The sequence below is a fragment of the Dokdonia sp. Asnod3-C12 genome (assembly GCF_045063975.1).
Lineage (GTDB): Bacteria > Bacteroidota > Bacteroidia > Flavobacteriales > Flavobacteriaceae > Dokdonia.
In genome coordinates this window covers 3,023,512-3,048,835 of record NZ_JBEFNY010000003.1, presented here as the reverse complement: position 1 = coordinate 3,048,835, position 25,324 = coordinate 3,023,512, and the positions used below count along the sequence as shown (strand labels likewise).

The 25,324-nt window shown below is 35.2% G+C and carries 30 protein-coding genes; 22 read left to right on the top strand and 8 right to left on the bottom strand.

Annotated elements, in window-relative coordinates; genetic code table 11:
• Positions 1–42: 42 nt before the first annotated feature.
• Positions 43–1,236 carry an LETM1-related biofilm-associated protein gene (locus ACJJVW_RS13795; RefSeq protein ID WP_405252603.1) on the top strand — a complete coding sequence of 398 codons (1,194 nt, stop codon included), beginning with the start codon at positions 43–45 and terminating at the stop codon, positions 1,234–1,236.
• On the opposite strand, the gene ACJJVW_RS13790 is transcribed toward ACJJVW_RS13795, so the two are convergent.
• The 5 genes from ACJJVW_RS13790 to ACJJVW_RS13770 are packed head-to-tail and all read right to left on the bottom strand — an operon-like array spanning position 1,233 to position 4,120.
• Positions 1,233–1,991 (bottom strand): LytTR family DNA-binding domain-containing protein, encoded by a 759-nt coding sequence (locus ACJJVW_RS13790; RefSeq protein ID WP_013752352.1) that lies wholly within the window; start codon positions 1,989–1,991, stop codon positions 1,233–1,235. The two genes, ACJJVW_RS13795 and ACJJVW_RS13790, sit on opposite strands and share 4 nt — an antisense overlap.
• Positions 1,992–2,040: 49 nt before the next feature.
• A complete protein-coding gene (locus tag ACJJVW_RS13785; RefSeq protein ID WP_405252601.1) occupies positions 2,041–3,177 on the bottom strand; it encodes an amidohydrolase family protein in 1,137 nt (378 codons plus the stop codon).
• Positions 3,174–3,518 (bottom strand): 2TM domain-containing protein, encoded by a 345-nt coding sequence (locus tag ACJJVW_RS13780; RefSeq protein ID WP_298324543.1) that lies wholly within the window; start codon positions 3,516–3,518, stop codon positions 3,174–3,176. The genes ACJJVW_RS13785 and ACJJVW_RS13780 overlap by 4 nt, the downstream gene beginning before the upstream one ends.
• Positions 3,518–3,829: a 2TM domain-containing protein gene (locus ACJJVW_RS13775; protein WP_298324540.1), complete on the bottom strand. Its 312-nt coding sequence runs from the start codon at positions 3,827–3,829 to the stop codon at positions 3,518–3,520. The genes ACJJVW_RS13780 and ACJJVW_RS13775 overlap by 1 nt, the downstream gene beginning before the upstream one ends.
• Before the next feature lie 6 nt (positions 3,830–3,835).
• Positions 3,836–4,120, bottom strand: a complete 285-nt coding sequence (locus tag ACJJVW_RS13770) for a 2TM domain-containing protein (RefSeq protein WP_339844845.1) — start codon at positions 4,118–4,120, stop codon at positions 3,836–3,838.
• Positions 4,121–4,279: 159 nt separating this feature from the next.
• On the opposite strand from ACJJVW_RS13770, the gene ACJJVW_RS13765 reads away from it, so the two are divergent.
• The 5 genes from ACJJVW_RS13765 to ACJJVW_RS13745 all read left to right on the top strand — a co-directional run bounded on the left by ACJJVW_RS13765 (position 4,280) and on the right by ACJJVW_RS13745 (position 7,782).
• Complete coding sequence (locus ACJJVW_RS13765) at positions 4,280–4,444, top strand: Lacal_2735 family protein (RefSeq protein ID WP_144783786.1); 165 nt, start codon at positions 4,280–4,282, stop codon at positions 4,442–4,444.
• An 82-nt stretch (positions 4,445–4,526) separates the two neighbouring features.
• Positions 4,527–4,700, top strand: coding sequence for a hypothetical protein (locus tag ACJJVW_RS13760; RefSeq protein ID WP_405225157.1), 174 nt, complete (start codon positions 4,527–4,529; stop codon positions 4,698–4,700).
• 58 nt (positions 4,701–4,758) lie between these two features.
• Entirely contained in the window at positions 4,759–6,663 is a 1,905-nt protein-coding gene (locus ACJJVW_RS13755; protein WP_405252599.1) for a DNA polymerase III subunit gamma/tau, read from the top strand.
• 35 nt (positions 6,664–6,698) lie between these two features.
• On the top strand, positions 6,699–7,280 hold the full coding sequence (locus tag ACJJVW_RS13750; protein ID WP_108879296.1) for a tRNA-(ms[2]io[6]A)-hydroxylase: 582 nt from the start codon (positions 6,699–6,701) through the stop codon (positions 7,278–7,280).
• Positions 7,281–7,317: 37 nt separating this feature from the next.
• The gene (locus tag ACJJVW_RS13745; protein WP_405252597.1) at positions 7,318–7,782 is read left to right on the top strand and encodes a hypothetical protein; all 465 of its coding nucleotides are present in this window, start codon (positions 7,318–7,320) and stop codon (positions 7,780–7,782) included.
• Here the strand turns inward: ACJJVW_RS13745 and ACJJVW_RS13740 are convergent.
• The 3 genes from ACJJVW_RS13740 to ACJJVW_RS13730 all read right to left on the bottom strand — a co-directional run bounded on the left by ACJJVW_RS13740 (position 7,779) and on the right by ACJJVW_RS13730 (position 10,242).
• Complete coding sequence (locus ACJJVW_RS13740; protein WP_405252595.1) at positions 7,779–8,303, bottom strand: TlpA family protein disulfide reductase; 525 nt, start codon at positions 8,301–8,303, stop codon at positions 7,779–7,781. The genes ACJJVW_RS13745 and ACJJVW_RS13740 overlap by 4 nt on opposite strands.
• A 114-nt stretch (positions 8,304–8,417) precedes the next feature.
• The gene (locus ACJJVW_RS13735) at positions 8,418–9,494 is read right to left on the bottom strand and encodes a hypothetical protein (RefSeq protein ID WP_405252593.1); all 1,077 of its coding nucleotides are present in this window, start codon (positions 9,492–9,494) and stop codon (positions 8,418–8,420) included.
• A gap of 82 nt (positions 9,495–9,576) precedes the next feature.
• Complete coding sequence (locus ACJJVW_RS13730; protein ID WP_405252591.1) at positions 9,577–10,242, bottom strand: Crp/Fnr family transcriptional regulator; 666 nt, start codon at positions 10,240–10,242, stop codon at positions 9,577–9,579.
• 139 nt (positions 10,243–10,381) lie between these two features.
• Between ACJJVW_RS13730 and ACJJVW_RS13725 the strand changes: the two genes are divergently transcribed.
• The 16 genes from ACJJVW_RS13725 to ACJJVW_RS13650 all read left to right on the top strand — a co-directional run bounded on the left by ACJJVW_RS13725 (position 10,382) and on the right by ACJJVW_RS13650 (position 25,259).
• Positions 10,382–10,993, top strand: a complete 612-nt coding sequence (locus ACJJVW_RS13725; protein ID WP_405252589.1) for a GNAT family N-acetyltransferase — start codon at positions 10,382–10,384, stop codon at positions 10,991–10,993.
• Between the two features lie 272 nt (positions 10,994–11,265).
• Complete coding sequence (locus tag ACJJVW_RS13720; RefSeq protein WP_405252588.1) at positions 11,266–11,823, top strand: hypothetical protein; 558 nt, start codon at positions 11,266–11,268, stop codon at positions 11,821–11,823.
• A gap of 209 nt (positions 11,824–12,032) precedes the next feature.
• Positions 12,033–12,629 (top strand): hypothetical protein, encoded by a 597-nt coding sequence (locus ACJJVW_RS13715; RefSeq protein WP_405252586.1) that lies wholly within the window; start codon positions 12,033–12,035, stop codon positions 12,627–12,629.
• A gap of 233 nt (positions 12,630–12,862) precedes the next feature.
• A complete protein-coding gene (locus ACJJVW_RS13710) occupies positions 12,863–14,083 on the top strand; it encodes a hypothetical protein (RefSeq protein ID WP_405252584.1) in 1,221 nt (406 codons plus the stop codon).
• A gap of 2 nt (positions 14,084–14,085) precedes the next feature.
• Positions 14,086–15,108 carry a hypothetical protein gene (locus ACJJVW_RS13705; RefSeq protein WP_405252582.1) on the top strand — a complete coding sequence of 341 codons (1,023 nt, stop codon included), beginning with the start codon at positions 14,086–14,088 and terminating at the stop codon, positions 15,106–15,108.
• A complete protein-coding gene (locus ACJJVW_RS13700) occupies positions 15,101–16,918 on the top strand; it encodes a metallophosphoesterase (RefSeq protein WP_405252580.1) in 1,818 nt (605 codons plus the stop codon). The genes ACJJVW_RS13705 and ACJJVW_RS13700 overlap by 8 nt, the downstream gene beginning before the upstream one ends.
• Before the next feature lie 63 nt (positions 16,919–16,981).
• Positions 16,982–17,728, top strand: a complete 747-nt coding sequence (locus tag ACJJVW_RS13695; RefSeq protein ID WP_405252579.1) for a hypothetical protein — start codon at positions 16,982–16,984, stop codon at positions 17,726–17,728.
• A gap of 182 nt (positions 17,729–17,910) precedes the next feature.
• Positions 17,911–18,450, top strand: a complete 540-nt coding sequence (locus ACJJVW_RS13690) for a hypothetical protein (RefSeq protein WP_405252577.1) — start codon at positions 17,911–17,913, stop codon at positions 18,448–18,450.
• A 94-nt stretch (positions 18,451–18,544) separates the two neighbouring features.
• The gene (locus ACJJVW_RS13685) at positions 18,545–19,582 is read left to right on the top strand and encodes a DUF4369 domain-containing protein (protein WP_405252575.1); all 1,038 of its coding nucleotides are present in this window, start codon (positions 18,545–18,547) and stop codon (positions 19,580–19,582) included.
• Between the two features lie 111 nt (positions 19,583–19,693).
• Positions 19,694–20,068: a hypothetical protein gene (locus ACJJVW_RS13680; protein ID WP_144783768.1), complete on the top strand. Its 375-nt coding sequence runs from the start codon at positions 19,694–19,696 to the stop codon at positions 20,066–20,068.
• A 289-nt stretch (positions 20,069–20,357) separates the two neighbouring features.
• Complete coding sequence (locus tag ACJJVW_RS13675) at positions 20,358–20,852, top strand: hypothetical protein (RefSeq protein ID WP_405252573.1); 495 nt, start codon at positions 20,358–20,360, stop codon at positions 20,850–20,852.
• Between the two features lie 117 nt (positions 20,853–20,969).
• Positions 20,970–21,830, top strand: coding sequence for a glycerophosphodiester phosphodiesterase family protein (locus tag ACJJVW_RS13670; RefSeq protein ID WP_405252571.1), 861 nt, complete (start codon positions 20,970–20,972; stop codon positions 21,828–21,830).
• A gap of 71 nt (positions 21,831–21,901) precedes the next feature.
• Positions 21,902–22,594 (top strand): hypothetical protein, encoded by a 693-nt coding sequence (locus ACJJVW_RS13665; protein ID WP_405252569.1) that lies wholly within the window; start codon positions 21,902–21,904, stop codon positions 22,592–22,594.
• Between the two features lie 212 nt (positions 22,595–22,806).
• Entirely contained in the window at positions 22,807–23,385 is a 579-nt protein-coding gene (locus tag ACJJVW_RS13660; RefSeq protein ID WP_339844881.1) for a hypothetical protein, read from the top strand.
• A gap of 286 nt (positions 23,386–23,671) precedes the next feature.
• On the top strand, positions 23,672–24,187 hold the full coding sequence (locus ACJJVW_RS13655; protein ID WP_405252566.1) for a GNAT family N-acetyltransferase: 516 nt from the start codon (positions 23,672–23,674) through the stop codon (positions 24,185–24,187).
• Positions 24,188–24,299: 112 nt separating this feature from the next.
• A complete protein-coding gene (locus tag ACJJVW_RS13650) occupies positions 24,300–25,259 on the top strand; it encodes an SDR family oxidoreductase (protein ID WP_379953094.1) in 960 nt (319 codons plus the stop codon).
• Positions 25,260–25,324 lie beyond the last annotated feature (65 nt).

Below are 25,324 nucleotides of genomic sequence, written 5' to 3'. Positions count from 1 at the left end.
AGCGAATTTCGAATAACTATCGTTTTATAAATTAGCTCACTTATGAATCCTTCTGCCACTGGCTGGATAAATAAACACTTCCCAAAGCTTCTTGACTATCTAGTTAAGAACCCTATGGATGAGCGTGCATTTTATGATTCGCTACGAGCCAAGGGTTTTATCTATGGACACTCTCTAGATACCTTGCTGGATAGTGAGTCCTCACAACTTAAGTGGACGGTACAGGAGAAAACAAAGATTAACCTCTTTGACGCACTTGCTTTTACGTATTACGATACGATTGCAAATGCTAGGCAAGAAGATTGCCTAGAAGCTATCGTTTCGTTTTATAGACAGTTAGATAAAAAGGAACAATACTTTATTAAAATTCCATTGGGTAATGAATCTGCGGCTGCTAAGGTGGAAAAGATTATCCATCAGCGAGTGCAGACTAATGAGTCTGCCTTGCAGAAGAGTTTTAGTCATCTTATCACTAATGCTTTAGTGTTTATAGATATTCTAAGTTTTGATCACTACCTCATTACCCAAGGTGATCCCTACGATTATGCAAAAAACCTAGAGGCTGTTCTTACAGAATCTATATGGCTGGCATTGCAACAAAAGGAAAGTAAGGATGAATATAACAAACTCCTTATAAAGCTATTTGAAAGCTCTGTACGCTATAACGAACTCATAAAGCACACGCATACCAAAGTCTCTGAGATTAATCTCGGGATTATCACAGAACCTCTGGAGCAACAATACCTTCTCGACTTATGTAGCTTATCCTTATGGGATGACGAGAAAATCGATAAGCATGAACGCGAATTCATCATGCAGTTCTGTACGATTATGGGTCTTGATGAAAAAGGCTACCTAGATGCTGTACTTGCCGTAAAAACATTCCTGACGGAACACGGCACAGAGATATCGTATCTTAAATACAGTAATCCTATAAAGCACTTTTATAGTCAGACGACTTCTTCTGTGGGTAATCTTATCTCACGCAATAGCAACCGCCTTGTGAGAGAAATAAGAGAGAGTCGTGACTTAGTGATTTTACTAGGTCAGTCTACTACACGTGATTTATCTAAAGAAGAACGTAAACTAGTAAAGAAACAACTACTTGACATTTGCAAGAGCATACCGTCACTCGCAGTATTCTTACTTCCAGGAGGCGGATTATTACTACCTATTCTCGTGCGATTAATCCCGACAATGCTACCTAGCGCTTTTAATGAAAATCTTGAGGATTAAGCAATCCACGTTTTAAAGTCTTTTACACGCTCCCTGCTCACAATAATCTCTTGCTCGCTCCAGGTGTTCAGCTTTATTTTTAGTCTTGAGTTTGTGTACGCAATGATATCTGCTATCGCATTGATGTTTACGTAAAATTTCCTGCTTACGCGGAAGAATGTCTCAGGCTCTAGATCATTCTCTAGCAGTTCTAGCGTTGTATCCAGCAAATAATTACGTCCATCTATTGTACCAGCATACGTTCCTTTGTTTTCACTATAAAAACACTCAATCTCATCTATAGGAATCATTTTTATATGCTGCCCTATTTTTGTCGTAAAACGCTTTTTATACTCACGTTCTACTGCTGTTGCGCCTAGTAGCTTACGGATGTCTTCAAAGTTAAGTGACACATCTTGTGCCTTAGGCATGCGCTCTTTATACTTGTTTACTGCTTTTTCAAGATCTTCGTCGTCTATTGGTTTTAATAAATAATCTACGCTATTGAGTTTAAAAGCTTGTAGCGCATATTCATCAAACGCAGTGGTAAAAATAATAGCACTCTTCACCTCTACTTGATCAAAAATCTCAAAAGACAACCCATCTGAAAGTTGGATATCTAGAAAAATCAAATCTGGGTGTGTATTTGTTTTAAACCAAGCCACAGCTTCCTCTACAGAATGCAGCATTTCATTTACAGTAACTCCTACTTCGGCAAGCATTCTGTTAAGGCGTCTTGCAGATGGTTTTTCGTCTTCTATAATGAGTACGTTCATGGATTGGTTGTTTGATGATTTTTTTGATGTACGTAAAAATACTAATTCTTTATTCTTGTATGACAGGTACGCCCTCTTTCCAGATCTTCGCTATCGAGTTCATGTGCATCACATCTTCTACGGGAGATTTATCAAGCAATAACATATCTGCTTTAAAGCCTTCTTTTATATAACCTACGTTCTCTAGAGAAAACTTATCTGCCGGTAATGAGGTGGCACTTGCTAGCACTGCTTCCATAGGTAATCCCGCTTTCGCGAAAAAAGCCAATTCCTTATACAAATCGCTGCCTATATTAATATTGGCATTTGGTGGATCTGTACCAGCTAGAATTGGAATACCTGCATCATATAAACGCTTAACTTCCTTGAGGAGACGCGCTTCTATTTCGGCAGTTTCTTCGGCTGTTTTGTTGTAGTACAATGGCTGAATCAATACTGTGGTAAGTATGGTAGGTATCACAAAGAAGTTTGCATCTTCATTAAGTTGATCGAGCTGTGCTGCTGTGAGAGGCTCATCATTATAAATATGCACGAGACCATCTGCACCGCTTGAGAGTGCATCAAAAGCATCTTGTGCTCGTGAAACGTGTACTACGGCAATTTTATCTGCTTTATGAGCTTCTCTAATAATAGCCGCTACGGTTTCTTTATCAAGTGTAGCTTTCCAAGGTTCTACAATGATTTTTATGTAATCAACTCCAGCGGCTACACGATCTGCTACCCATTGTTGCGCATCTTCTGGCGCCGAAAGCGTAGGGATAGGAAAACCGTATTGTGTACCGTGACCGCCTTCTGTGGTAGCTGCATATCCTGCGCGATACAATCTAGCATTCCCAGAAGTATCTCGCAGATTAATCATTACCTCTTGCATTGGCTCCATGCCGTGCATGTCTAGCAAATTGAGAACACCTGCTTGTGCTGCTTCTTGTAGTTGTGGAGCCGCCCATGTATGTACATGAGCATTAGTAAGAGCTGGCATTAAGAACCTCCCAGTGCCGTCTATAGTAGTCTGTGCAGTAAGTGGGTTTGAAGACACCTCGCTGATGATTCCGTTGTCTACTTTTACAAATTGATTTGCTAAGATTTCGGTGCCGTCAAATAAGGTTACATGTTCTACTACAAAACTTTGCTGCGCGCCCACGGAGTAAAAGCTTACTAATAGTAAGATAACTAACGTATGTCTCATGATTTCCTGTTTTCGCGAAAGCGGTTTGAAAACTCTTCTTCCTCTTGATCCATAAATTCTTGAATCTTGCGATCTTCCCATTTCTTTAACCCTTTAAAGAAGCGAAAGCCCTTAAAGACATATATCCAATGCACTAGCAGCGATAATCCCCAGAAAAATGGTGTTGTATAACGTACCCACCAAGGTGCATTCCCTAGCACATCGAAGTTAAAAAACATCCCCGAATAGAATAGCTGCAAGAGCGTATTTATAATCAGATAGACGGTGAGATGCCTGTAAAATCCTTTCTCTTCTTCTACACGTTTTTTTGCGCGTTCGTATTTGCTCGTAGTTGATTCCATTATTTTTTAAATAGTGTATTAGACTGTGATTCTTGTTCTTCTTTTTTTAAATGCTCCTCTATCTTACGTTGTTCCCAGCCTTTACCTAAAAAGAAGTTCAACCCGAAGAGTTTTATAGCATCTATAATAATCCCTAACAATGAAAAGCCTATGACCCACAATACCCACGGATTACGAAACTCATTTACGAAGTAATTAATGACTGCTACAATAGCAATAAAAATAAGGGAGTTAATTAACCTACTATAGAATTTCTTAACCTTTTGAACATGCGCTGTGGCTCTTTGATACTTTTCTTGTTGCGTTTCCATGTTATCTTATTTAAAGTCCTCGTTACGAATGTACTCATCTATCTTACGTTTTTCCCAATCTTTTGAGAAGAAAGGATTCCAGCCAAAGGTCTTTGCAGCGTGACTTAGTATTCCGATTCCCCAACCTGCGATAGGAAATATAGCCCAGAAAAAACCTGTGGTATAAAAGTTTAATGCTAAGAAGAAGCATACAAAGATGAGGTATGTCCCTAGGTGCGTATAAAACTCTTTAAGCTCGCTTACTCTTGCTCTTGCTCTATCGTACTTTGTGTTTTCTGTTGATGTGTTCATGATGTTTGTTTTTTGTTTGATGGTGTAAATATCATATCAAACCTTCTTTTTAAAAAGTAGTACTTACCGAAGTGTAGAAATTCATTACTGAATTGTAAAACTGTCATAAACTCGTTGACATCACTTCTCATAAACCGTATCTTTATGTAAAAAAAAGTTATGTTCGGATTATTTAAAAAGAAAAGCGAAGTAGAAAAACTTCAGGAAAAACACAAAAAGGTTTTAGAAAGGGCGTTCCAACTATCTAAGAGTGATAGAAGTGCAAGTGATAGTTTATATGCAGAAGCTGCAGAGATTGAGAAGCAAATATCACAGCATTCGTAATTTTCTATACAAATTGTTACCATATCGTTAACTATTTGTAAAAAAAATTATATTTTACAACTGCAAACAAAAACACTCTAGTATGAAATCCCTATTCAACTCATCGCCAAAACTGAGGCGGTTAATGGCATATCGTAAAAAAGCGATGTGCAACGCAAAAAAATGGAGCAATAAAGATGAAATGGCTAGTCACAGCTACCAGATTATGGTGCATGTAATTGACCAAAAGCTCTCTGCACTTACTGTTAATAAATAAGCAATAAAGAGTCCATACTCACTAGCATAATAATACGTACCCCATTATATTTGTGAGTATGGAACCTTTTATAGTATCTGCCCGAAAATACCGTCCCACCACTTTTAAAGATGTTGTTGGGCAACAGGCTATTACTAACACTTTAGAAAACGCAATACGCAACAACCACCTCGCTCAGGCGCTACTTTTTTGTGGTCCTCGTGGTGTGGGTAAGACGTCTTGTGCACGTATTCTTGCAAAGCAAATCAATACCGACGAGAATACAAGTCCAGATGAGGACTTTGCTTTTAACGTATTTGAGCTTGATGCAGCGTCAAACAACTCTGTAGATGATATACGTAGTCTTATAGATCAAGTACGCATCCCGCCACAGGTAGGAAAATACAAAGTGTATATTATTGATGAGGTGCACATGCTCTCTGCAGCGGCCTTTAATGCGTTTCTTAAAACACTAGAAGAACCTCCTAAGCACGCTATCTTTATACTAGCGACTACAGAAAAACATAAAATCATCCCTACGATACTTTCTCGTTGTCAGATTTTTGACTTCAAGCGTATTACAGTTACAGATGCTCGCAAGCACCTTGTACAGATCGCGATAGAAGAAGGTATTGAAGCAGATGAAGAAGCATTACATATCATTGCTCAAAAAGCAGATGGTGCGATGCGTGATGCCTTATCCATTTTTGACCGAGTAGTGAGCTTTAGTGGTAAAACGCTTTCGCGAAAGGCAGTTACAGAGAACTTAAACGTTCTAGACTACGATACCTATTTCACCACCACAGATTATCTGCTTACAAACGATATCCCACAGGTACTCGTACAGTATAATGATATCTTGTCTCGTGGTTTTGATGGACATCACTACATAGCTGGTCTTGCTTCTCACTTTAGAGACTTAATGGTTTGTAAAAATCCGCCGACGATTCATTTACTGGAAGTAGGCGATACGACTAAGAAAAAATACTACGAGCAATCACAAAAGACAGATATGGCTTTCTTAATGGAAGCTATCAATATTGCAAATGACTGTGATCTTAAATTTAGAACCAGCCGTAACCAGCGACTTCTAGTAGAACTTTGTCTCATGCAACTTGCCTCTATCACTTTTGATGGAGAAAAAAAAAATGACGGTCCATTCTTAGTACCTCCCTCTTATTATAAAGTAGATCATACACAGACTGGCGCAGCACCACAAACGCAAACGGCAGTCACTCCAAATAATACTGCAGCTACACAAGCACCAAGTGCTACAAATGCTGCTCCAGTAGCAGCACCTGCTGCGCAAGCTACGAGTACTCCTACTCCGCCGCCTACTGTACAGCAAAATGTTCCTGTACAAGAAAATACCGTTGCACCAAATACAGTTGCTCCACAAGCAGCGCAAGCGCAAACGCAAAACGAAGCTCCTGCACAAAACACAGCGGCGGCGCAACAACCTGCTCCTGTAACGCCTCAAGCATCACCCACCACTCCTAGCGTACCAGAATTGTCATTGCGCAAGGATCGTGTGTCTGGGTTGTCACTTAAAGGATTACAGCGTAAAAAGGAGCTAGAGCTAAAGAAAGCGAACAAAAAAGTAGATGTAGAAAATCTACCTACGGAGCCATTTACCGAAATCGCAATGCAGGCTGCCTGGGCAGAGTATGTAAAACGTCTTCTTGCAAAAGGAGAACGTATTATTGCCTCTAACCTAGAAGCAGATCAGCCGACATTGAATGGGACTACCATCGAACTAGAATATCCTAACGAGACGATGAAAATTGAAGTAGAACGCGCTCAAGGGCCACTACTTGAATTTTTAAAACGTAGTCTCAACAATTATGATATTACTTTAGGAATTACGGTAAATGAAGAAGTACAGCGCAAGTATGCCTATACTGCTCAAGAAAGATATGACAAACTACGAGAACACAATCCTGCGCTAGATATCCTCAGGAAAACATTTGATCTCGACCTATAAAAAAATACGCTATGGAAAATAAAGAAGCTATCCAGATGCTCCACCTTAAATTACCTACAGATCCTCGCTGGGTAAATATTGTAGAAAAAAACATTGAAGAAATACTTACAGATCACGCCTACTGCGAGCAGAAAGCTGCTTCCAGTGCGATTTCCTTTATCATAGGTTTTCCAGAATACACAGAGCTTGTGAGTGCAATGAGTGATCTTGCTATGGAAGAAATGAGCCACTTTAAAATGGTGCATGACATCATGGTAGAAAGAGGATTACACCTAGGTCGTGAGCGCAAGGATGCTTATGTGCACAAGCTACGCTTCTTTTTCCCAAAAGGAGGATCAAGAGTAGAGAGTTTAGTAAATCGCTTGCTAGTTGCGGCGCTTATTGAAGGTAGAAGCTGTGAGCGTTTCCGCTTACTGTCTGAGGAGCTTGAAGATAAAAAGCTTGCGAAGTTTTACCGCAAACTCATGATAAGCGAGGCTGGACATTACACGATGTTCTTAAATTTTGCTCGACAGTATGGAGACAGAGCAAAAGTAGATGCGAAGTGGCAAGAGCTACTAGATTTTGAAAAGCAGGTGATGAAAGATCTTAGTGTTACAGAAACCATACACGGATAATATTTCCACTAGTTTTCTCACCTAAACACAAGCTTATATGCGCACACGTTTTCTTATCATTTCTTGTTTAGTAATGAGCTGTATCGCTTGTAAGGAGAAAGCTGTTGTGCAAAAACCAACCACACCTTTTGATTATCTACTAGGAGACTGGGAGCGAACTAATAGTAAAGGCGGTAGTGAGACCTTTGAACACTGGAAAACAGTTACGGCTACAGAGCTACGTGGTCATGGTTACACCTTAGAAGACGAGGACACCGTTTTTAACGAGCGCATACGCCTTGTACAAAAGAAAAACGAGTGGCAACTACAGATAAGTGGCCCTAATGAAACGCCAACCGTTTTTAAAATCACTGAGAATGATGGCAAGTCATTTACGGCAGTAAATCCTGAAAATGAATTCCCGAAGGTGATTACCTATTCTTACTTTGATGATGTGCTTACGGCGACTATCTCCTCAGAGGAAATGGAAATTCCGTTTATATTCTGGAGGGTAGAAGATTAATCTTCGGCGAGTAGGTTGTCTATAATGGTTCTTATACTATCGCTATTCCAGTCTGAGGCACCTGTTTCTTTTACCACTATATTTCCTTCTTGATCTATAATATAACTTGTAGGTATCGAGCGTTCAAAAAGTAGCTCCGGGGTTTCCATCGCAGGTAAAACTGCTGGGAGTTTTAGTTCTCTTTTGGTCATAAACTTTTTGACTACTTCAGGATCTTCGTTTGTGATGAGCAAGAACGTTATTTTATCTCCATAATCTGCATACAGTTCGGCTATAGATGGTAGTTCGGCAATACACGGAGGGCACCAGGTTGCCCAGTAACTTATAAAAGTCACTTTGCCCTTCCCTACGCCTACTTCGGCTGGGATTCCTTCTAGTGAGCTTACTTTATAATCAAAAGACTGGAGTTGAGTTTGGTCCTTTTTCGCGAAAGCGGACGGAGAAAATATCGCCACCTTCACCTTATTTATTGCCACTTGGATAGGAGTCCTCGTCTGCGGGATAATAAGCAGGAGAATCACAATGATGAACACTATATTTTGCCAACTAAATCTTTTTTTCTGAGCCATAGGGAATAAAAAAATGCGTGTGCACGATGAGTCGTACACACGCATTAAACTTACGTTTTTTTATACTTAATTACGAGTAACCGTGACAGGTTCTGATAAGTCAAAACAACCGCTTAGGTCATTTGCATTTGCACCCACCATAAGACCGGTAAGTCCTTCCTCATAACGCAGGTACCAGATAAGGCAAACGCCCGTCCCAGCATCGTCAAAGTTTACGCCCTCTACCGCAGCCAGTGTAGGTGGTAATCCCAGAATCTCTCCAGTATCTGTAGTGATCACCCAGCTATTTAAAGCGCCTACGCTCTCTCCCGTAAGACCTAGCCCGCTTACCATATCTGGTGTGCCGTCTACGGTAAAGGTAAAAGGACCTCCAGTAATTTCGGCAGCGATGGCCTCGTTACGTACTACTTCTACAGGTTCAGATAAGTCAAAAACTCCCGTTAGGTCATTTGCATTTGCTCCCACTTCTAGTCCATCTAGTCCTGGCTCATAGCGCAAGTACCAGATAAGGCAGATTCCTGCTCCTGCATCGTCAAAGTTTACACCTTGCACCGCATCGAGTGTAGGTGGTAATCCTAAAATTTCGCCAGTGTCTGTGGTAATCACCCAGCTATTCTCAGATCCTACAGAATCTCCCATAAGTGATAAACCGCTCACCATATCTGGCGTACCGTCTACACAAAACTCAAAAGGTCCTCCTACGATTTCGGCAGCAAGTGGTCCCGCGTTGCGATTTACTGTTAAGAAATTAGACAGTTCAAAATCTCCTATAAAGTCATCAAGATTTTCGCCCGTTGCTAGTCCGCTCAAGCCATCTTGATACGCAAGGTGATAGATGTAACAAGCACCCACGCCAGCATCATCAAAGTTTACACCCTCCAGCGCCTCCAGCGTAGGTGGGATTCCTAAGATGTTTTTAGAATCATCTGTCACTACAAAAGTGGTTACATCTCCCGCTAGTTCGCCAGTGAGTGTCACGCCCGTTACCATATCTGGTGCTCCATCTACAAAGAAGGAAAAAGGACCTCCTGCTAGTGTGCCAGCTTCTGGTGTGATTGCGTTTGTGGTGGTATCGTCGTCAGAGTCACACGATACAAGGATAGCTCCTAGAGCGAAGCATCCCATTAATAGTTGCTTTTTCATTATTGATAGTTTTTTTGATTTATATGGTAAATCTAAAACCATCAATATTGCTTAAATGTAAGCTAGCTTACATTTGGTAATTTTATGCCACTTTTATGCGAATTTCATTGCGAGAAAATTCTAAAAACTGCGTCGCCTTAAGCTCGTTCATAATCGCATTAAGCGTAGGTCGTGAGGTACCTATGAGACTCGCGATATCTTTTTGAGTGTATGGATGTTTGATCACGGTATCACCCGTATTTGGGCAGCAGTAGCCATAATCTTCGGCAAGCTCATTCATAAATTCCTTTACACGTGTGGTAGCATCTTTAAAGAGTAGCAAGTCTAGACGGCGCTCTAGCTTTTTAAACCTGATCCCGAGAAATTTATACACCTTAAGGCTAAAACTGTGGTTATTGCGCATTAAGTCCTGCATCTGGCACACCGGCACGGGGCAAACCGAGGTTTTTGCATCTATAGACTGTGCAAACTCACTGCGCGACTCCTCCCCTAGTATTGCCTTCTCGCCAAAGAGTTCGCCCTTAGTAAGTATTGCCCGCACCACCTCCTTACCATCCTCTGCATAGTAGCCCAGCTTTACCTTACCCTTCTCTATCAAGTACACCTTATTTGCCGCATCCTCCTCAAAGTAAATAAAGTCCTGCTTCCCGTATTGTGAGAAGTTATGCCGTTTTCTATACTGCTTTGTTTTGTGGGGACACAACACGCTAAAAACATTTACATCTTCAAGAAACCAGATTTTTGACATAGCGCGTGTAGGATTTAATTGTTACACATCTGTCGGCAACTACTCTGTAACCTTACAGCCAGTAGGCGTTTATAGCATTGTGGGTGTAGTACGCTTTCGCGAAAATGTCTCGCATTATATCTATATGCTTTTATGAGTAATGTGGTTAGTGGGTGGTTTTTACAGTGTGACTGCTGCCGAAATAGTATCTTTAATACCCATGAATCACTTCCCACTCACTACCGAACGGATCACCCTACGCCCTATCACGATTGCAGATCTTGATGTGATACACAACTTGCACTCACTACCAGAAACAGATGCATATAATGCACTTGGCATTCCTGAGAACATCGCAGCAACCAAGGCAATTATCACTCCCTGGATAGCAGATAACAACCAAGAGAACATCACAAACCACACCCTTGCTATGGTGCGCAGCGAAGACCATAAATTTATAGGACTCTACGGACTCAAAATAGGAAGCCCAAAATACCAAAGAGCAGAAATATGGTATAAAATACACCGCGACTACTGGAACAACGGCTATGCTACCGAAGCAACGCAAGCCATTCTCGATTTTTGTTTTGACAGCCTACACTTACACCGCATAACAGCTGGCTGCGCAGTAGAAAATACAGGTTCTTATAAAGTACTAGAAAAAGTAGGCATGACCAGAGAAGGCAGATGCAGACAGATCCTCCCACTAAGCACTGGCTGGGCAGATAATTATGAATATGCCATCTTAGAAAGCGATCCTCGCAAGCGCTAAGTATCACAGCGCACTCCTTCCTTATTTACAAGAAAAACTATTATTTTTAATTATTTGGCCCAAAATGAGGATTACCGTATGGAAGTTTGGATTTGAGGTGGTAGATTAGTGGTTTGCTTGTAGGTATTGATTATTTACAGCAATAAATAGTAATCTTTTGAAGCTCTTTTATGAACTGATATTCATTGGTTTGTGGGTGGGGTTTTGGTAGATTGCTCATATATTCAAGTTGTGTGTTTATAAAAAAACTTACTCAACTAAAATTACCATGAATGGAAAAAGGAATAGACTTTATAGAATCGCGAATATATCGACATATGGGCGAATCTAGTTTGGGTAAAAAACTAGTCGATTTACCACCTATTTTTAAAACTTTCATTGAACATTTTAAGTGGAATAACAGATTAATTAAATATGACAAACCTTTATATTTCCTTCCTTATTTAAAAGGAGGAGAAGTTTACTTGGATAAATGGGATTATGAAGAAATCTTTTCTAAACCAATAGTTTATCCTACAGATAATTTAAAGGAATTAGCTTTTATAACTATTGGTACAACAAGAGAGGGAATTCACGTGGGAACTAAAGGAAAAGATATAGATAAAATTTTCACTTTTGAAAACAATTTGGAAAACAGTCATATTCAAATTGCAGATAATATATTTCAGTTCGTGAATGGATTAACAAATAGTATTTCGGGAAGTTCTGAAACGGAAACGGATTATCGAAAGTATATGTCTGACGTTGGTTACGATGGAGAGGATTTAGAAGAAGAGGTTAATGACTGGAAAAAATGGAAGAGCAAACAAAAATTACAACACCGATCATAGCACTTAAGAAATAATGCAAGTCTTTGTTAATACTAAGTCTGGACGTTTTTAGAAAGACACTAGATTTTCAAATTTGACAATTCTCAAAAAATAAAATAATAATAAAATTTAAAAATTCGGCTTGTGTTTCATCCGAAAACCATTGTTTAATTTACACGCTACTAGCCATATACAGACACGTTGTAGCTTATTAAATCTGTCATTCGTAAATGGAAAAATTCTTTAAAATATTACAAGATAATAGTGAAGTTGCAACCTTTTTGATTGCAACATCTTTTACTGCAATTGGATTCATATTGAAAACGCTTATCGACACTCTTTTGGAGAATAGAAAATACAAGAATGATGTGAAAAAGCAATTTTGGACAGAAAAGTTAGCAGCTGCTAAAAAAACATCTGAATTTTACTATGAACACTTAGAATTGATAGGACTAATGATTCACCAAATAGACATCCAACTTGAACAAGGTATTTCCGAAGCTTTAAACGAATCAATTCAATCTACAATCAACAAATTATCTGAACGAAATACTAATCCAAAATCGTTTGAACATCATCATATTCATATGTTTTATGATGTTGACACAGATATATTTGACAATTTAAATACTGAGTCATTTGTTATCATACAGCAAATGGAAAATATAGAATTTTCAGAATCGGATACGACAACTGAAATTGATGAAAAACTGAATGAAGTAAAAACATTGTTAGTAGATTTAAAATCGAAACATGAAAATAAAAAAAGTACGTACAAAGCATATCTAAAAAAAATCAAAGAGGATATTAAAGATTTCGCAGAATAACGTGCTACAACCATTATATATAGTGTTGTAGCGAATAGAACAATTAGCGTTTAATTAAAAAGATGATTGTCTATTTGCAAAGTCACCAAATTCAACAAATTCTCAAAAATAAAATAATTAGTAAAATTTAAAAATTCGGCTTGTGTTTAAGCGAATGGTAGTTGCGTTTTTTCAGTGTTACTTTTCATATACTCGACCGTTAGGTGTAAGCTAAAAATATTATAAATTCAAAAATGATAAGCATTTTAAAAAACAATCAAAATTTAACTACTTTTAATTTTTATACTTCATTTTTAAAAGAAGTTGCTATTTATATAAAAGAGAATCAAAATATTGATTTTAAACTGGTTGAGCATGGAGATGATTTAGTTTTTGAGTCAAATTATAGAATTGACCCAATTACAATTCCTTTATTATTAAGCTTAATTGAGCAGTTAAGTAAATTTTACAAAAAACCTATTGAACTATCTTTATATAATAATAATGCAACCAAGGACGTTTTAAAATTTTTACAAAAAAGTGATTTTTTTAATATCGCTGGCGACAATACAAATCCATATTTCCCTTATGGAAGAGATATATTACATTATGATGAAGCTTACTTAGGGAATTTCACTAAAAAAGATCCAAGACCTGAGCATAGAGTAAGGTGTTACTCATTAAATGACAATAATCTATCAGAAAAACTTAAAGTATTTGGTAATGAAGATGAAAGAAGAGATTTTCTTATTTCAGAATACACTTACACTGTAAGAGAACACTTTCAAGAATTGTTGTTTGATAATGAAAACACTTCTTTAAAAGCAGATTTTTATATTGAAATCTTGTCCGAACTAATTACAAATGGTGTTTTGCACTCAAAATCTAACACCTTTGCCTTAATGTTTGTCAATAAATTTTCTACAAAATTCTCAATATCAGATAATGGAATTGGATTTGAAGAATCAATTAAATCAAAAGATGAAAATTTTATTTACAATCCTTTAGAATTAAAAATAAAACTTGACTCTCTCAAAATTTTAAATGTAAATGACAAAATTTTAAGCAATTTAAATTTTATCATGGAAACATTATTCTTTTCATCTTTAAAAAACCGACGCGGACTATTCGATTTAATGACTTCTGTTGTTTTAAATTCTAATGGATATTTTAGACTCCACACAAATAATTCCCAAATTATCATATCTAACCGAATGAGGAACGAGTTATTTGAGTTAAGTGCCCTTAGAGATAAACTCTTTGAATACCATAAGAATATTATAATAAATAGTATAGATGATGATAGATACAATAAAGAAATGGTTTTAATCAAAAATGAAATTTTGGATTATTTTGTAAAACTATATAAAAACATCTGTGATAAATACAATAATGATTTCAAATATTCTTCAATCAGGTTTTACAATGTGAGATTTAAAGGAGTTCACATCGAAGTAGAAATACCAACTGTGTAATTATGATAATATCTCTCATAGAAACTCCAGAATATAGTTACTTCAATTTACATGCAGAGGAAGTTATTTCTTCTAATTATTTAAATGATGATAATCAAGGTATTTATATTTCTAGTTTACAATTTGAAACTGCAAATAGACTTTTTAATTTTATTAAAGAGTCTACTTTTAAATCTACAGAAAACATAGTCTTAGATTTTGAAAACATTGAACATTTACAATCAAATATTTTTGATAAAATCATCGAAATTCGAAATCTTGATTACAAATTAGTTTTATTAAATATTTCAGAAAAAATAATTAAACAATTATCATTAGATGCAATTGTTAATTCAAAGAATAAATTCAACGATAAAAAAGGTTATGATATTTATTATTTTTTCGCTGAAACAAGTTCTGAATTATATGGAATTGAAATAAAAAGTAGCGCAGTTTTTTATGCTAATTTCAAAGATAGATTAAAGAACTATATTGATAAATATGAAAAACCACATGTATCTTCATTCGTATATCTTCATTCATTTGTAGATTTAAAAAAATTTATAAGCACTGAAAATCCATTTATATATTATGCATTATATAGACTCGCTATAAAAATAAAACATCAATGGGAACCCGAACTTCAAAATAAACCTATACTGGTTGGTCAAAGTTTAACAAGTACCTTTATTGTTTCTATCTTATCAAAATTATTAAAATTAGATATTCTAGTTTTTGATAAAATAGGTCCAATTACAAAATTGTATAATAAACTTGAAAAGCACAATTTTGAAAACAGAAAATATATTGTTGTTTCAGATTTGGTTTGCCTTGGTACAGAAGTAAAAATAACAAAAAATTTGATTGAATTTTCTGGCGGTAAATACCTAGGAAATGTATCACTTACAAAAATTGAAACTCTGAAAAGGGAAGACATAAAGCTTGACAACATAGATAGAACAATATCTGTTTTTTCCATTTCAAATAAAAATAACCTTGAGTTAAACTACCACATATACACCAATTTAGAAAAGTCACATGAATAGTATAATATTACATATATCAGACCTACATATTTCATTGGATAAAAAAATTGGTGGAGAGGTAAACAATCATGATTCATATTTAGATACTTCTTCAAATGAAGAGCCTTCATTTTTTTTTATTGATAAATTTATTTCAACTATCAAAAAGGACTTCTTAGACTATCAAATATATCTTTTAATTACAGGAGATATAACAGATAGAGCGGAAATAAAAGAATTTGAATTTGCATTAAAATTTATTGATAAAATAATTAGTGAATTAAATATTGTCAAAAAAAATGTATTATTAATTCCTGGTGACCACGATTTAAATAGACGTTCTATTGAGAATTTATTAGAACTAAATGAAAACAGTACATTAAAAGAAGTTAATAATGCCAAATTCGAAAATTTTAAAAATTTTTATTACAAATTGCTTAAAAAAGAATTTGACCCTAACAAAATAATTTTTGATAATTTGTTAATTGAAAACTCAATTAACCTGCTAGGTATTAACTCATGTACTAAACTCAATTTAACAAATAGACTAGGAAATATTCCAATACAACAATTTGAAGAAGAATTACGTTCAATACCAATTTCTGGTAAACAAAAGCACATAGCTTGCTTTCATCATAATTTAACATCTGCTTATGAGAACAAAAATGATGGTCAATGGGACAAAGAAAATAGACAGTCCTTACTTGATAAACTTTTAACTAATGGAGTTGAATATGTATTTACGGGTAACGAACATTCAAATAGTTGTAAAAGTTTGTTTTTAGGGAATATCACAACAAGTGATTCTGGTTGTTTAAGTTCCAAAAAATATGATTCAACATTTAAAATATATAATATTTTAATTTCTGATGATGTTATTTTAACGAATAAAATATACTCTCTTCAGAAAACCAATGGAAACGATTCAGTATACGAATGGGATATTAGAACTAACAAAACTTTTAAGCAACCCGAAGAATTTATAATTTTTAAAAAAACTCCTCCACCACCAAGTGAAGTAACAGAAATCCTAAGTGAAGAACCTAAACTTGATGATGCTGATCAAAAAGAATTTAAGAATGAACCTGAGAAAATAGAAAGTAAGATCTACTATAATAAAGAATTCACAGACATCTTATATGATAAAGTAAAAGAATTAAATCTTTTCCAGTCTGGTCATTTTCACTGGAGCGAAACTTCGAGAGCACATAATTGGATTGACACATCAAAACTTATTGAAAATAAAGACAATCTTAGTTTCATAAAAAATGCAGTTATTGATGTTATAGAAAAAAAGAAGTTTGCAAATAAAATTGATTTAATTATTGGATTAGGATATGAAGGAAATATAATATCATCAAAAGCAGCAATAAAATTTAATAAGCCTTATGCTTTTTTACCTTATTCATATAGGCATGATGAACATCATAAGTACGAAAATGAACTAAATTTTAATAATGAAAGTAATCATTATAAAAACATTTTAATTATTACTGATGTTGTTAATGATGGAAGAACTATTAGAAAATTAATTAGAAAAAGACAGAATGATTTTTTTAAAAATGTAGACAAAGTATATGTAGTCTCTTTATTTTATACTGGAGAGTCTATATTAAACAATAATATATTAAACTATGATTTCATAAATACAATACCTAATTATGATATTGAAAAAGATGAAGAGGTTAATAATATTGAATTCTATACTGTAAAAAGTTTAAAAGTAGAGAAATGTCCTTATGGTGATGACTTCAGAGAAACCTGTTTAATTGTTAAAGACGGCTTAGGCTGTATAAATCTTTTTTATGATGAATCGAAATATATAAAATAAGTCTACTCCTAAATAATACTGTAATAAATAACTCGAAAACACCAAGTCCAACACCACTCACAAATGAATCAAATCTCAACTAAAAACATACATCTATTACCTGATCCAAGTGCTTTGAAAGAGATTTGTAAATCTCTTGCTGCACTAGAAGCAATAATATGTCCAGAATGGGAGTACAGATATTACTCTTACCAAAAAGACTGGAGTGCAACAGAAGAGTTTTGTGAGATGAGAAATGGTCAAGGTGACCATATGCTAATCGTTTTTAGTGAACATGAAACGTGTATCAATGGGTTTGATCACGAAAGTGAGTTAAATGGATGGAAAGAAATTGAAGTAAAGGAAACTAAGTCTTTGTTTTCAAAGTTATTTGGGTCTAAAAAAGAAATCAAAACACCCCTAACTCAAGAAATAGCCCTTGGAATTCTTGATAATTTACCGCCAGCGTTTAACGAGTTCATATACGGAGAACCTGTGAAAAGTATAGGAACCACTTTTTGTGTATGGCAGACCAAAACTGATGATAGTTGGAACATGGGAAAAGCAATACACCTTGATGATGATTACGAGGATGGTTCTAGCAATTTATTCCATTTACTAGATAGAAATCCCATGACCTTTAAAAACTGGGCTGAGGAATACTATGAAGAAGAATTTGAACATAGAAAACTTGATATAGCATTGATAGAAAAAATTTATTCTGGTAGTACGATAACAAAAGAGTTAGTTCTTAAGATAAACCCCAATTATCAAGACTTCCCAAAACTTAAAAGCGAATTAGATGAGATAGGTTATAGTAATGAGTTGTAGTAACCCTACTTCTAACCTTCTACATCTTTACAAAACCATTACCTCACAATCTTAAAACCATCCTCTTGAGAATCTTCATTATTATTGTATCGGTGTTCTTGTTGTCTGTTTCTTGTAAGAACAATAATGACACGAAAGAAATTATAAATACCTTCAATGAGTTTAATAAAGCCAATATTGAAATGAATGGTGAAAGACTTTATCAATTGAGCGATTCGGAATCACATAAATATTATGAAAATTTATTGACTAAAATATTAGATCTAGATTCTATCGCGATATCTAAATTAAATATAAGTGACAAGATTAATTTATTATCCGCAAGGTCTGTAATCAAAGATTCAGAATTAAAGAAAATGAGTCCAAAAGATTTAATGATTGAAATGTACACCAACGTAAATACAATGGATACGATAAAAGTTAATGCCATTAAAAGAATGGAAATTGCCAATATCAAAATTGAAGACAAAACTGCAACTTCTGACTTTGCTATAAATGGTAGCGTATTGTCGCCTAAAGTAAATTTGAAATTCTCAAAAGAAGATGGTAAATGGAAATTTAACGTGATTTCTATGGCTGACTTTACAGAAAAACAAATAGTAAGTATGTGTGAACAAAATGGAATTTCTCAAATGGAATTTATTGAATTTATTTTTGCAGACCCACATGTTCAGAATAAAAAGATTAAACAGTTAGATGACGTTTGGAATCCAATAAAATAGCTATAGACAACAAAGAACTGAGTTAAAAATAAGCCTAGTCCTACCCTACAACTCATTTAGAAAACCATTACCAAACAAACTTAAATCCATCCTCTTGAGAATCTTCTTTGTTATTTTATTGGTGTTCTTGGTGTCTGTTTCTTGTAAGAATGACAAGACTGCAACAAAAGTTGATAGTTTTAACCTATCAGTACAAGCTAAAAATTTTCCTGACAGCACTAAAGTTGTTCTTTTTAATAGAGATATTGATAAGGATATAGACTCAGCTTTTGTGGTTAATGAACGCTTTGACTTTTCTGGAACAGTAGCGCTACCATCGTTATCTTATTTGAACTTTTATGATAAAAACGGTAAGCCACTAGAACCTTATACTTATTTCTTTTTAGAAAATACCAATATGTCGGTCCTAGGAGAGTACTCAGACTTTCTTAATGCTAAAGTAACAGGCTCTGAGCAAACAGATTTATATACCTTATATAACGCTATATCTCAAGACAGCGATACATCTAATAGGTTTCAGAAAGAAGTAGACTTTCTCTACGCTAATGCCAATAGCCAAATGGCCTTGACGGAACTACTATACAAGAAAAAACAAATCTCAAAAGATAGCTTGTTACTCTTTTATGAGAAATTAGATACAATCAATACAAACTCAATAAAGGGTCAGGAGTTACTGAACTATGCAAAAGCGATTGATATCCAAGCTGGAGATAGATTTAGAGACATCAAAGGGGCAGATCTAGAAGGCAAACAACACAAACTCTCTGACTATGCTGGAAAAGTAATTTTATTAGATTTCTGGGCAGCTGGTTGTCGTCCTTGCCGTTTACAAAACAAAAAGGAGTTTCCTGAGTTGGTTAAAAAATATAGCAAAGACGATTTTGTTCTCATAAGTTATTCCCTTGACACTGATAAAATGGGCTGGAAACAGTCAAGCGAAAAGGATGATATTAATTGGCTTAATATTTCCGATTTACAAGGAATGAAAGGTGATAATGTCTCAAAATATGCCGTAACCGCTATTCCTAATAGCTTTTTAATTAATCAAGACGGTATTATCATTAAATCGTTCGTAGGCTTTACTGATGGCTCAAACACGATTGAAAAAGAGATTAATAAGCTTTTGAAGTAGTCATAGTTTTATTTAAAAAGTAATTTTATAATTTACGCTCGGTAAGACTTATACGAGACTTTACTATCACCTAACAACTCACAAACCATTCATTACAATCAAAAATTAATCATGAAAAAATTATTGTTTTTAGTACTCATCAGCTTCACTTTATTAGCATGTTCATCAGATGATGATGCAAGTCCAGACAATTTACAACTACGAATTACAAACGTAAGCACTTTTGATTATGACAATATACAAGTTAGCACCACTGGCGACTTAGTTGATTTTGGGGATTTAGCTGCTGGCACTAGCTCTGAGTATATTGTTTTTGAGTCGGCTTACAGATATGGTTTTGTTGAGTTTCAAATTGATGGAGAAACTTTTACATATCAGCCTATAGATTATGTAGGAGAAAGACTCTTAGAAAATGGGAAATATGCCTACGAAATAGATGTAGACATAGAAAACCAAAGGGTGTTATTGTCATTGAAGATTGAGTAAAGGGTTTATTCTTTTAGATAATTAAGAGAATATGCGTAAGTTCTATTTGACTTATGAGAAATCCGAAAAGCTCTCTACAAAATATAAAAAGAACAAACCGAAAACGTTGTCTGCGTTATTGATATCCGAAACAACGTTTCGGATATCAGAAAATGAAAACATTATATCAAGTTGGTCGCACTACTTAAAATTTATGCATATTGAAGGTGAAACGAAGGTGATTTTATAATTTCCAATTTAAAAGGTATACAAAGCCTAATAACCCACCAATAATACTTCTTGAAAAGAAATGGAAAGCAATTCAATAAAGGAAAATTATAAAAATTTTACTACGGAAGAACTATTAAAACTAGTGCTAGAGCTTAAGTCTATAAAGCCTGAATATATTCCTTTACTACAAGAAGAGCTTATTAATAGAAATGAAGTACATAGAGCATTAGATATAACCAAATATTTAATTTCTATTAAATATCATATTTCAGATGATGCTTTATTTGATACTATTTTAAGCTATCGAAAATCATTAATGCCAGAAGATGAAATTGATATAAAATTAAAAGAGGACTATAATATTAGTCCTGAATATGCTCAATTGATTCATATTAGTCTTCAAGCAAAAGGTAAAGAGAATATTGCTATAGGAATTGCAATGATCATACTACCATTGATCTTTGGTTTACTCTTATTAAATTCAGGAGCTCTTATCGGTATAATACCACTATTATTAATTGGAATTGGCATCTGGAGATTAAAAAAAGGAATTGATCAATCGAAAACTAGATAATCAAAAAAAGAAGATTTTATTAAGAATAGCTAACAATAATACAGAACCCTGATTAACAACCTCTACAATTCCTTATTTTTAAGTTTACAAAACCAAAATCCCAATTCAACCACACCAATGAAAAAACTACTACTTCCCCTACTCCTAGTTGGAATTCTTATTGCAGGATGCAATCCGGCTACAGAGAAAACAAATACGCTACAAGAGTTCTTTAGTTATACTGAGAATGGCGAGACCTTAATCAGTGCGCATCGTGGTGGTAAAAGTTATGCAGGCTACCCTGAGAACTGCTTAGAAACCATGAAATACATCAAAGAGTCTATTCCAAACGCGTTGTTTGAAATTGACGTGGCAAGTAGTGAAGATGGCGTTCTATTTCTTATGCATGACAGTTCCCTAGAAAGAACAACAACAGGCTCTGGAAGAGTTGATCAAAAAGATTGGGCAACACTCTCACAACTCCACCTAAAAGATGATTTTGACTCCATCACTAATTATAAAATCCCGTTATTCAAAGACGTGTTAGACTGGGCAAAAAAGGAAAACGCCATACTCACGGTTGACATTAAGCGCAGCGTTGATCCAGAGCTTGTACTTCGTTTTATAGAGGAACATGATGCCTTAGAACAATCGGTAATTATTACTTACTCTATGGAAACGGCACAACAACTTTACAAGTTAAATCCTGAGGTTGTACTTTCTGTTAGCATTAGAAATATGAAAGAGTTTGATACGGCAGCTAGCTCTGGCATTCCATGGAAAAATATGGTCGCTTTTACGGGAACCATAGAATCAGATCCATCATTATATGCCAAATTACATGAACAGGGAGTGATGTGCATGCTAGGAACTTTAGGAAACCTTGATAAAAAAGCCAAAGCAAGAGGCGATGTACTCTATAAAGAATGGACAAAGCTTGGCGTAGACGTTTTTGCAACCGATAGACCACTTGAAGTGCAAAAAGCGCTTTCAAAGTAGCAAATCAACCAGCAACACCTAGTGTTAAAATAACCCAGCAACAGCATTTACGACCTTAGATTACCACACCAATGAACAGACTAACACTTCTACTCCTTTCAATCGTATTAATTTCTTGCAACAACACCGAAAAGAAAGAGCAGCTTCCAGAGAAAAAGGAAGTTGTACAACCAACAATAAAATCCATAGAGGAAGTTAAAAGCAAAATCAAACGTTTTAATGATTTCATCCCGAGCGATTATGAACTTGTGATTTCTAGAAATGAACTCAATAAAGTAATGTCAGATTTTAATAAAGACGGCGTTTCTGATTATGCGGTATTACTAGCCAGCGGAAAAAACGACAGAGACTACTCAAACACAAAAGACGTGCGACTTGCGATTTTTGAAGGACAAGCAGATGGTTCTTTCGTACTCAAAAGCCAAACCGGTAATTTGACTTCGGCCTTTTTACATGTAAACCCTAACCGAAGAATAAAAGTTGCCAGAGCAAATGTGATCAGTGTGAAGCACGAATCGATGAGACATGATTATGAGTTACAAATCAAATATGACAAAACATACAACGACTATATGCTCATAGGCTCCGAATATAACAACTACGGCAACGCCGCAAAAGATGGAGCAGGAAACATAAGCTCCAACTTTATAGAAGGTAAAAGAGTGTCCACTATTGGTAAGAAGAAAACAACGAATTTAGATAAGAAGCTATTGCCTATTTCTGCAATAAACGATAGTACTGTTTATGAATTAATTGGTGGGTAGGGTTCGTTGAAGTTGAAATTGAAGTTGAGTTTGTAAAATCTAACACTTTGCCATACCTCAAAACCATCATCTAATCACAAAACCTATTAAACCAATAGTTGTTTCACGCTGTATAAAGGGAGATTACGCTCAATGAAGATGAGCAATTAACTAACTAAATATCAATGCTCTAAAGATAGTTTTGTGTCAATATAAATCATAAAACTTTTGACATGCCTACAGAAACAAAAAAATCAGACAACGTTCTTGAACAATTTTTAAGCGAATTTGAAACCTTAGTATCCGGAATCACCGAGCACGCATTAAAAAATGCAGAGGACGAAGATGAAAAGGCGGTGATACAATCATTTGCACCATCACTTAATAATCAAATTTTTGAACTCAATCAGTTTATTAGAGAAGGTTCAAAAAAGTCATCTAAGCAACAAGAACGAGATGTACTAGAAGTTTTAAAAATAAGCTCAGGTGTATCACTTGCCAAAAATGCAAAAGGGATGTTCCCTAGCATAGGCTCCCTCGTAGGAAAACTTGGAATTGATAGAATTATCAAAGAAATTAAAAAGATTATCTACGCTATTCTTGATATGATAGGTATCAAACTGCCTAAATGGTTGGATAAAATTATAAACCTTATTGATGAAATAATCGCATTTATCTTATCTGGAGGCTCTTCAAAAATGATGACTACATTTTCTATTCAAGAGCAGAATTACTTGAACGAATTAACACAGCTAGCCAAATTAGAGCAAGCGCACCAATTCAAGTTTCAAGAAGATGAAGATGAGGAATAAGACATTAGAATAAAAAAGCTGCACTAAGCAGTTAGCATTCTAGTCCATTACTACAAGCTTTTAATTCAATCTATGCCATTATAAACCTTTGGCTCGCGCTATAAGTTGTAGCTCATGATTGTATTAAGAGCTTGTTTTTTTACAGATATTTCAATGGCTGTTGCGCTTTCGCGAAAGCGTATACTTCACCATAAATTCTTGTATATTTAATGTAAGATAAACTGCTAATCACTATTGGCAGGTTAGAATCCATAAAGTTCCACTCCCTAATCTTTGATTATTATTTATGCTAGAAACTATCAGACTAAGGTTTGAGCCAATATCTCCAAAACATCTAGAAGATGTTGCAGATATGTTTTGCACTAATAATCGGGTTATGGCATCTACACTAAAAGGCAGCGTTTTTACTAGAAGCGAATTTGATTCCTTACTTCATACAGATTTTATAAATGAACAAGAACCTGTATTTGGCTTCTGGTGCGTCATATTAAAAGAGAGCAATCGTTTTATAGGAGTCTCTGGTATCCATAAAATTAAGTATCAAGATAAAGAGTATTGTGAGTTTGGTTTTATATTAAACGATAGTCACTGGGGTCAAGGTTTTGCCACAGAGATAGGTCACCACTGGATTTTATATGCAGCGGAGACCCTACAACTTGACCAGATTATAGCCACTGTAAGTCCGCACAACCTAGCATCTAGAAGAGTATTAGAAAAACTTGATATGAAGTATATGGATCAAGTAACATCTGTAGATAGAGGCGAGCGCATTATCTTAGGTAAGAACCTCTTTAAGCACTGATTATAAACAATTAAACCAAAAAGTATACGTATTATGAAAATGTGTATACAAGAAGTAAGGATAGCTACAACTAATTTTGCCCTCATAAATCTTAAGCTAAAAAGTAATAATTATGAGTGCAACTATATTTGGTAAAGAAGGATGGACACCGGAGCGAATAGGTGACTTAACTAATCAAACGTTTTTAATTACTGGCGCAAATACTGGTGCAGGTTTTGAAGCAGCTAGACTATTGTTAGAAAAAAATGCAAAAGTCGTTATGCTCAATCGGAACAGTAAAAAATCTGAAGATGCTATTACTATTCTAAAAGATGAGTTCGGTGCTCAGGTAGATGTTTCTTTTATCAAAATGGATCTGGCAAATCTTGAATCTGTAAGGAAAGCTGCCTTAACTATAAATAATAAGATTTCTAAAATTGACGCGCTTCTATGTAATGCAGCTGTCGCACAGCTTCCTAAACAAACATTTACAGCAGATGGTTTTGAGAGTCATTTAGGTATCAATCACTATGGACATTTTTTACTATGTGGTTTATTGTTTGATAAAATTGAGAGTTCAAAGGGGCGTATTGTAGTTGTAGCAAGTGAAGGCTATAAAATGGGGATTAAAACAATTCAGTTTGAAGATATGAATTGGAATAAGAATTATCATCCTAATAAAACGTACTGTCACAGTAAACTAGCTCAAATGATGTTTGCATATGAGCTTCAAGACAAAATTAAAGCTGCGAAAAAAAATGTAAATGTGTATGTATGCCATCCTGGAGCATCTGCCACAACACTAATTAAAAACAGCGGTGGCCTTAAAGATAGGATCATTTTTGGCTTAATGTCACTTACTCCACTAGTACAATCTGCACGAAAGGGTGCATATCCAGAAGTGATGTGTGCTACAGAGGAGGAAAGACTACTAAATCTTAAAGGATATTATGGTCCTACAGGGAGAATGCAATGGACGGGACCTGTGGGTGAATGTACTCTAGAATCACATGCTCAAGATAAAGCAGTAATGAAACAATTATGGCAGGTATCAGAGAAAGCCACCAATTTCAAATGGGATCTAAAATCATAATAATCAATACATTCTTTTAAAGAAGGTGTTATTTTCTGCGATACCATATCTTTAAAATGATTACT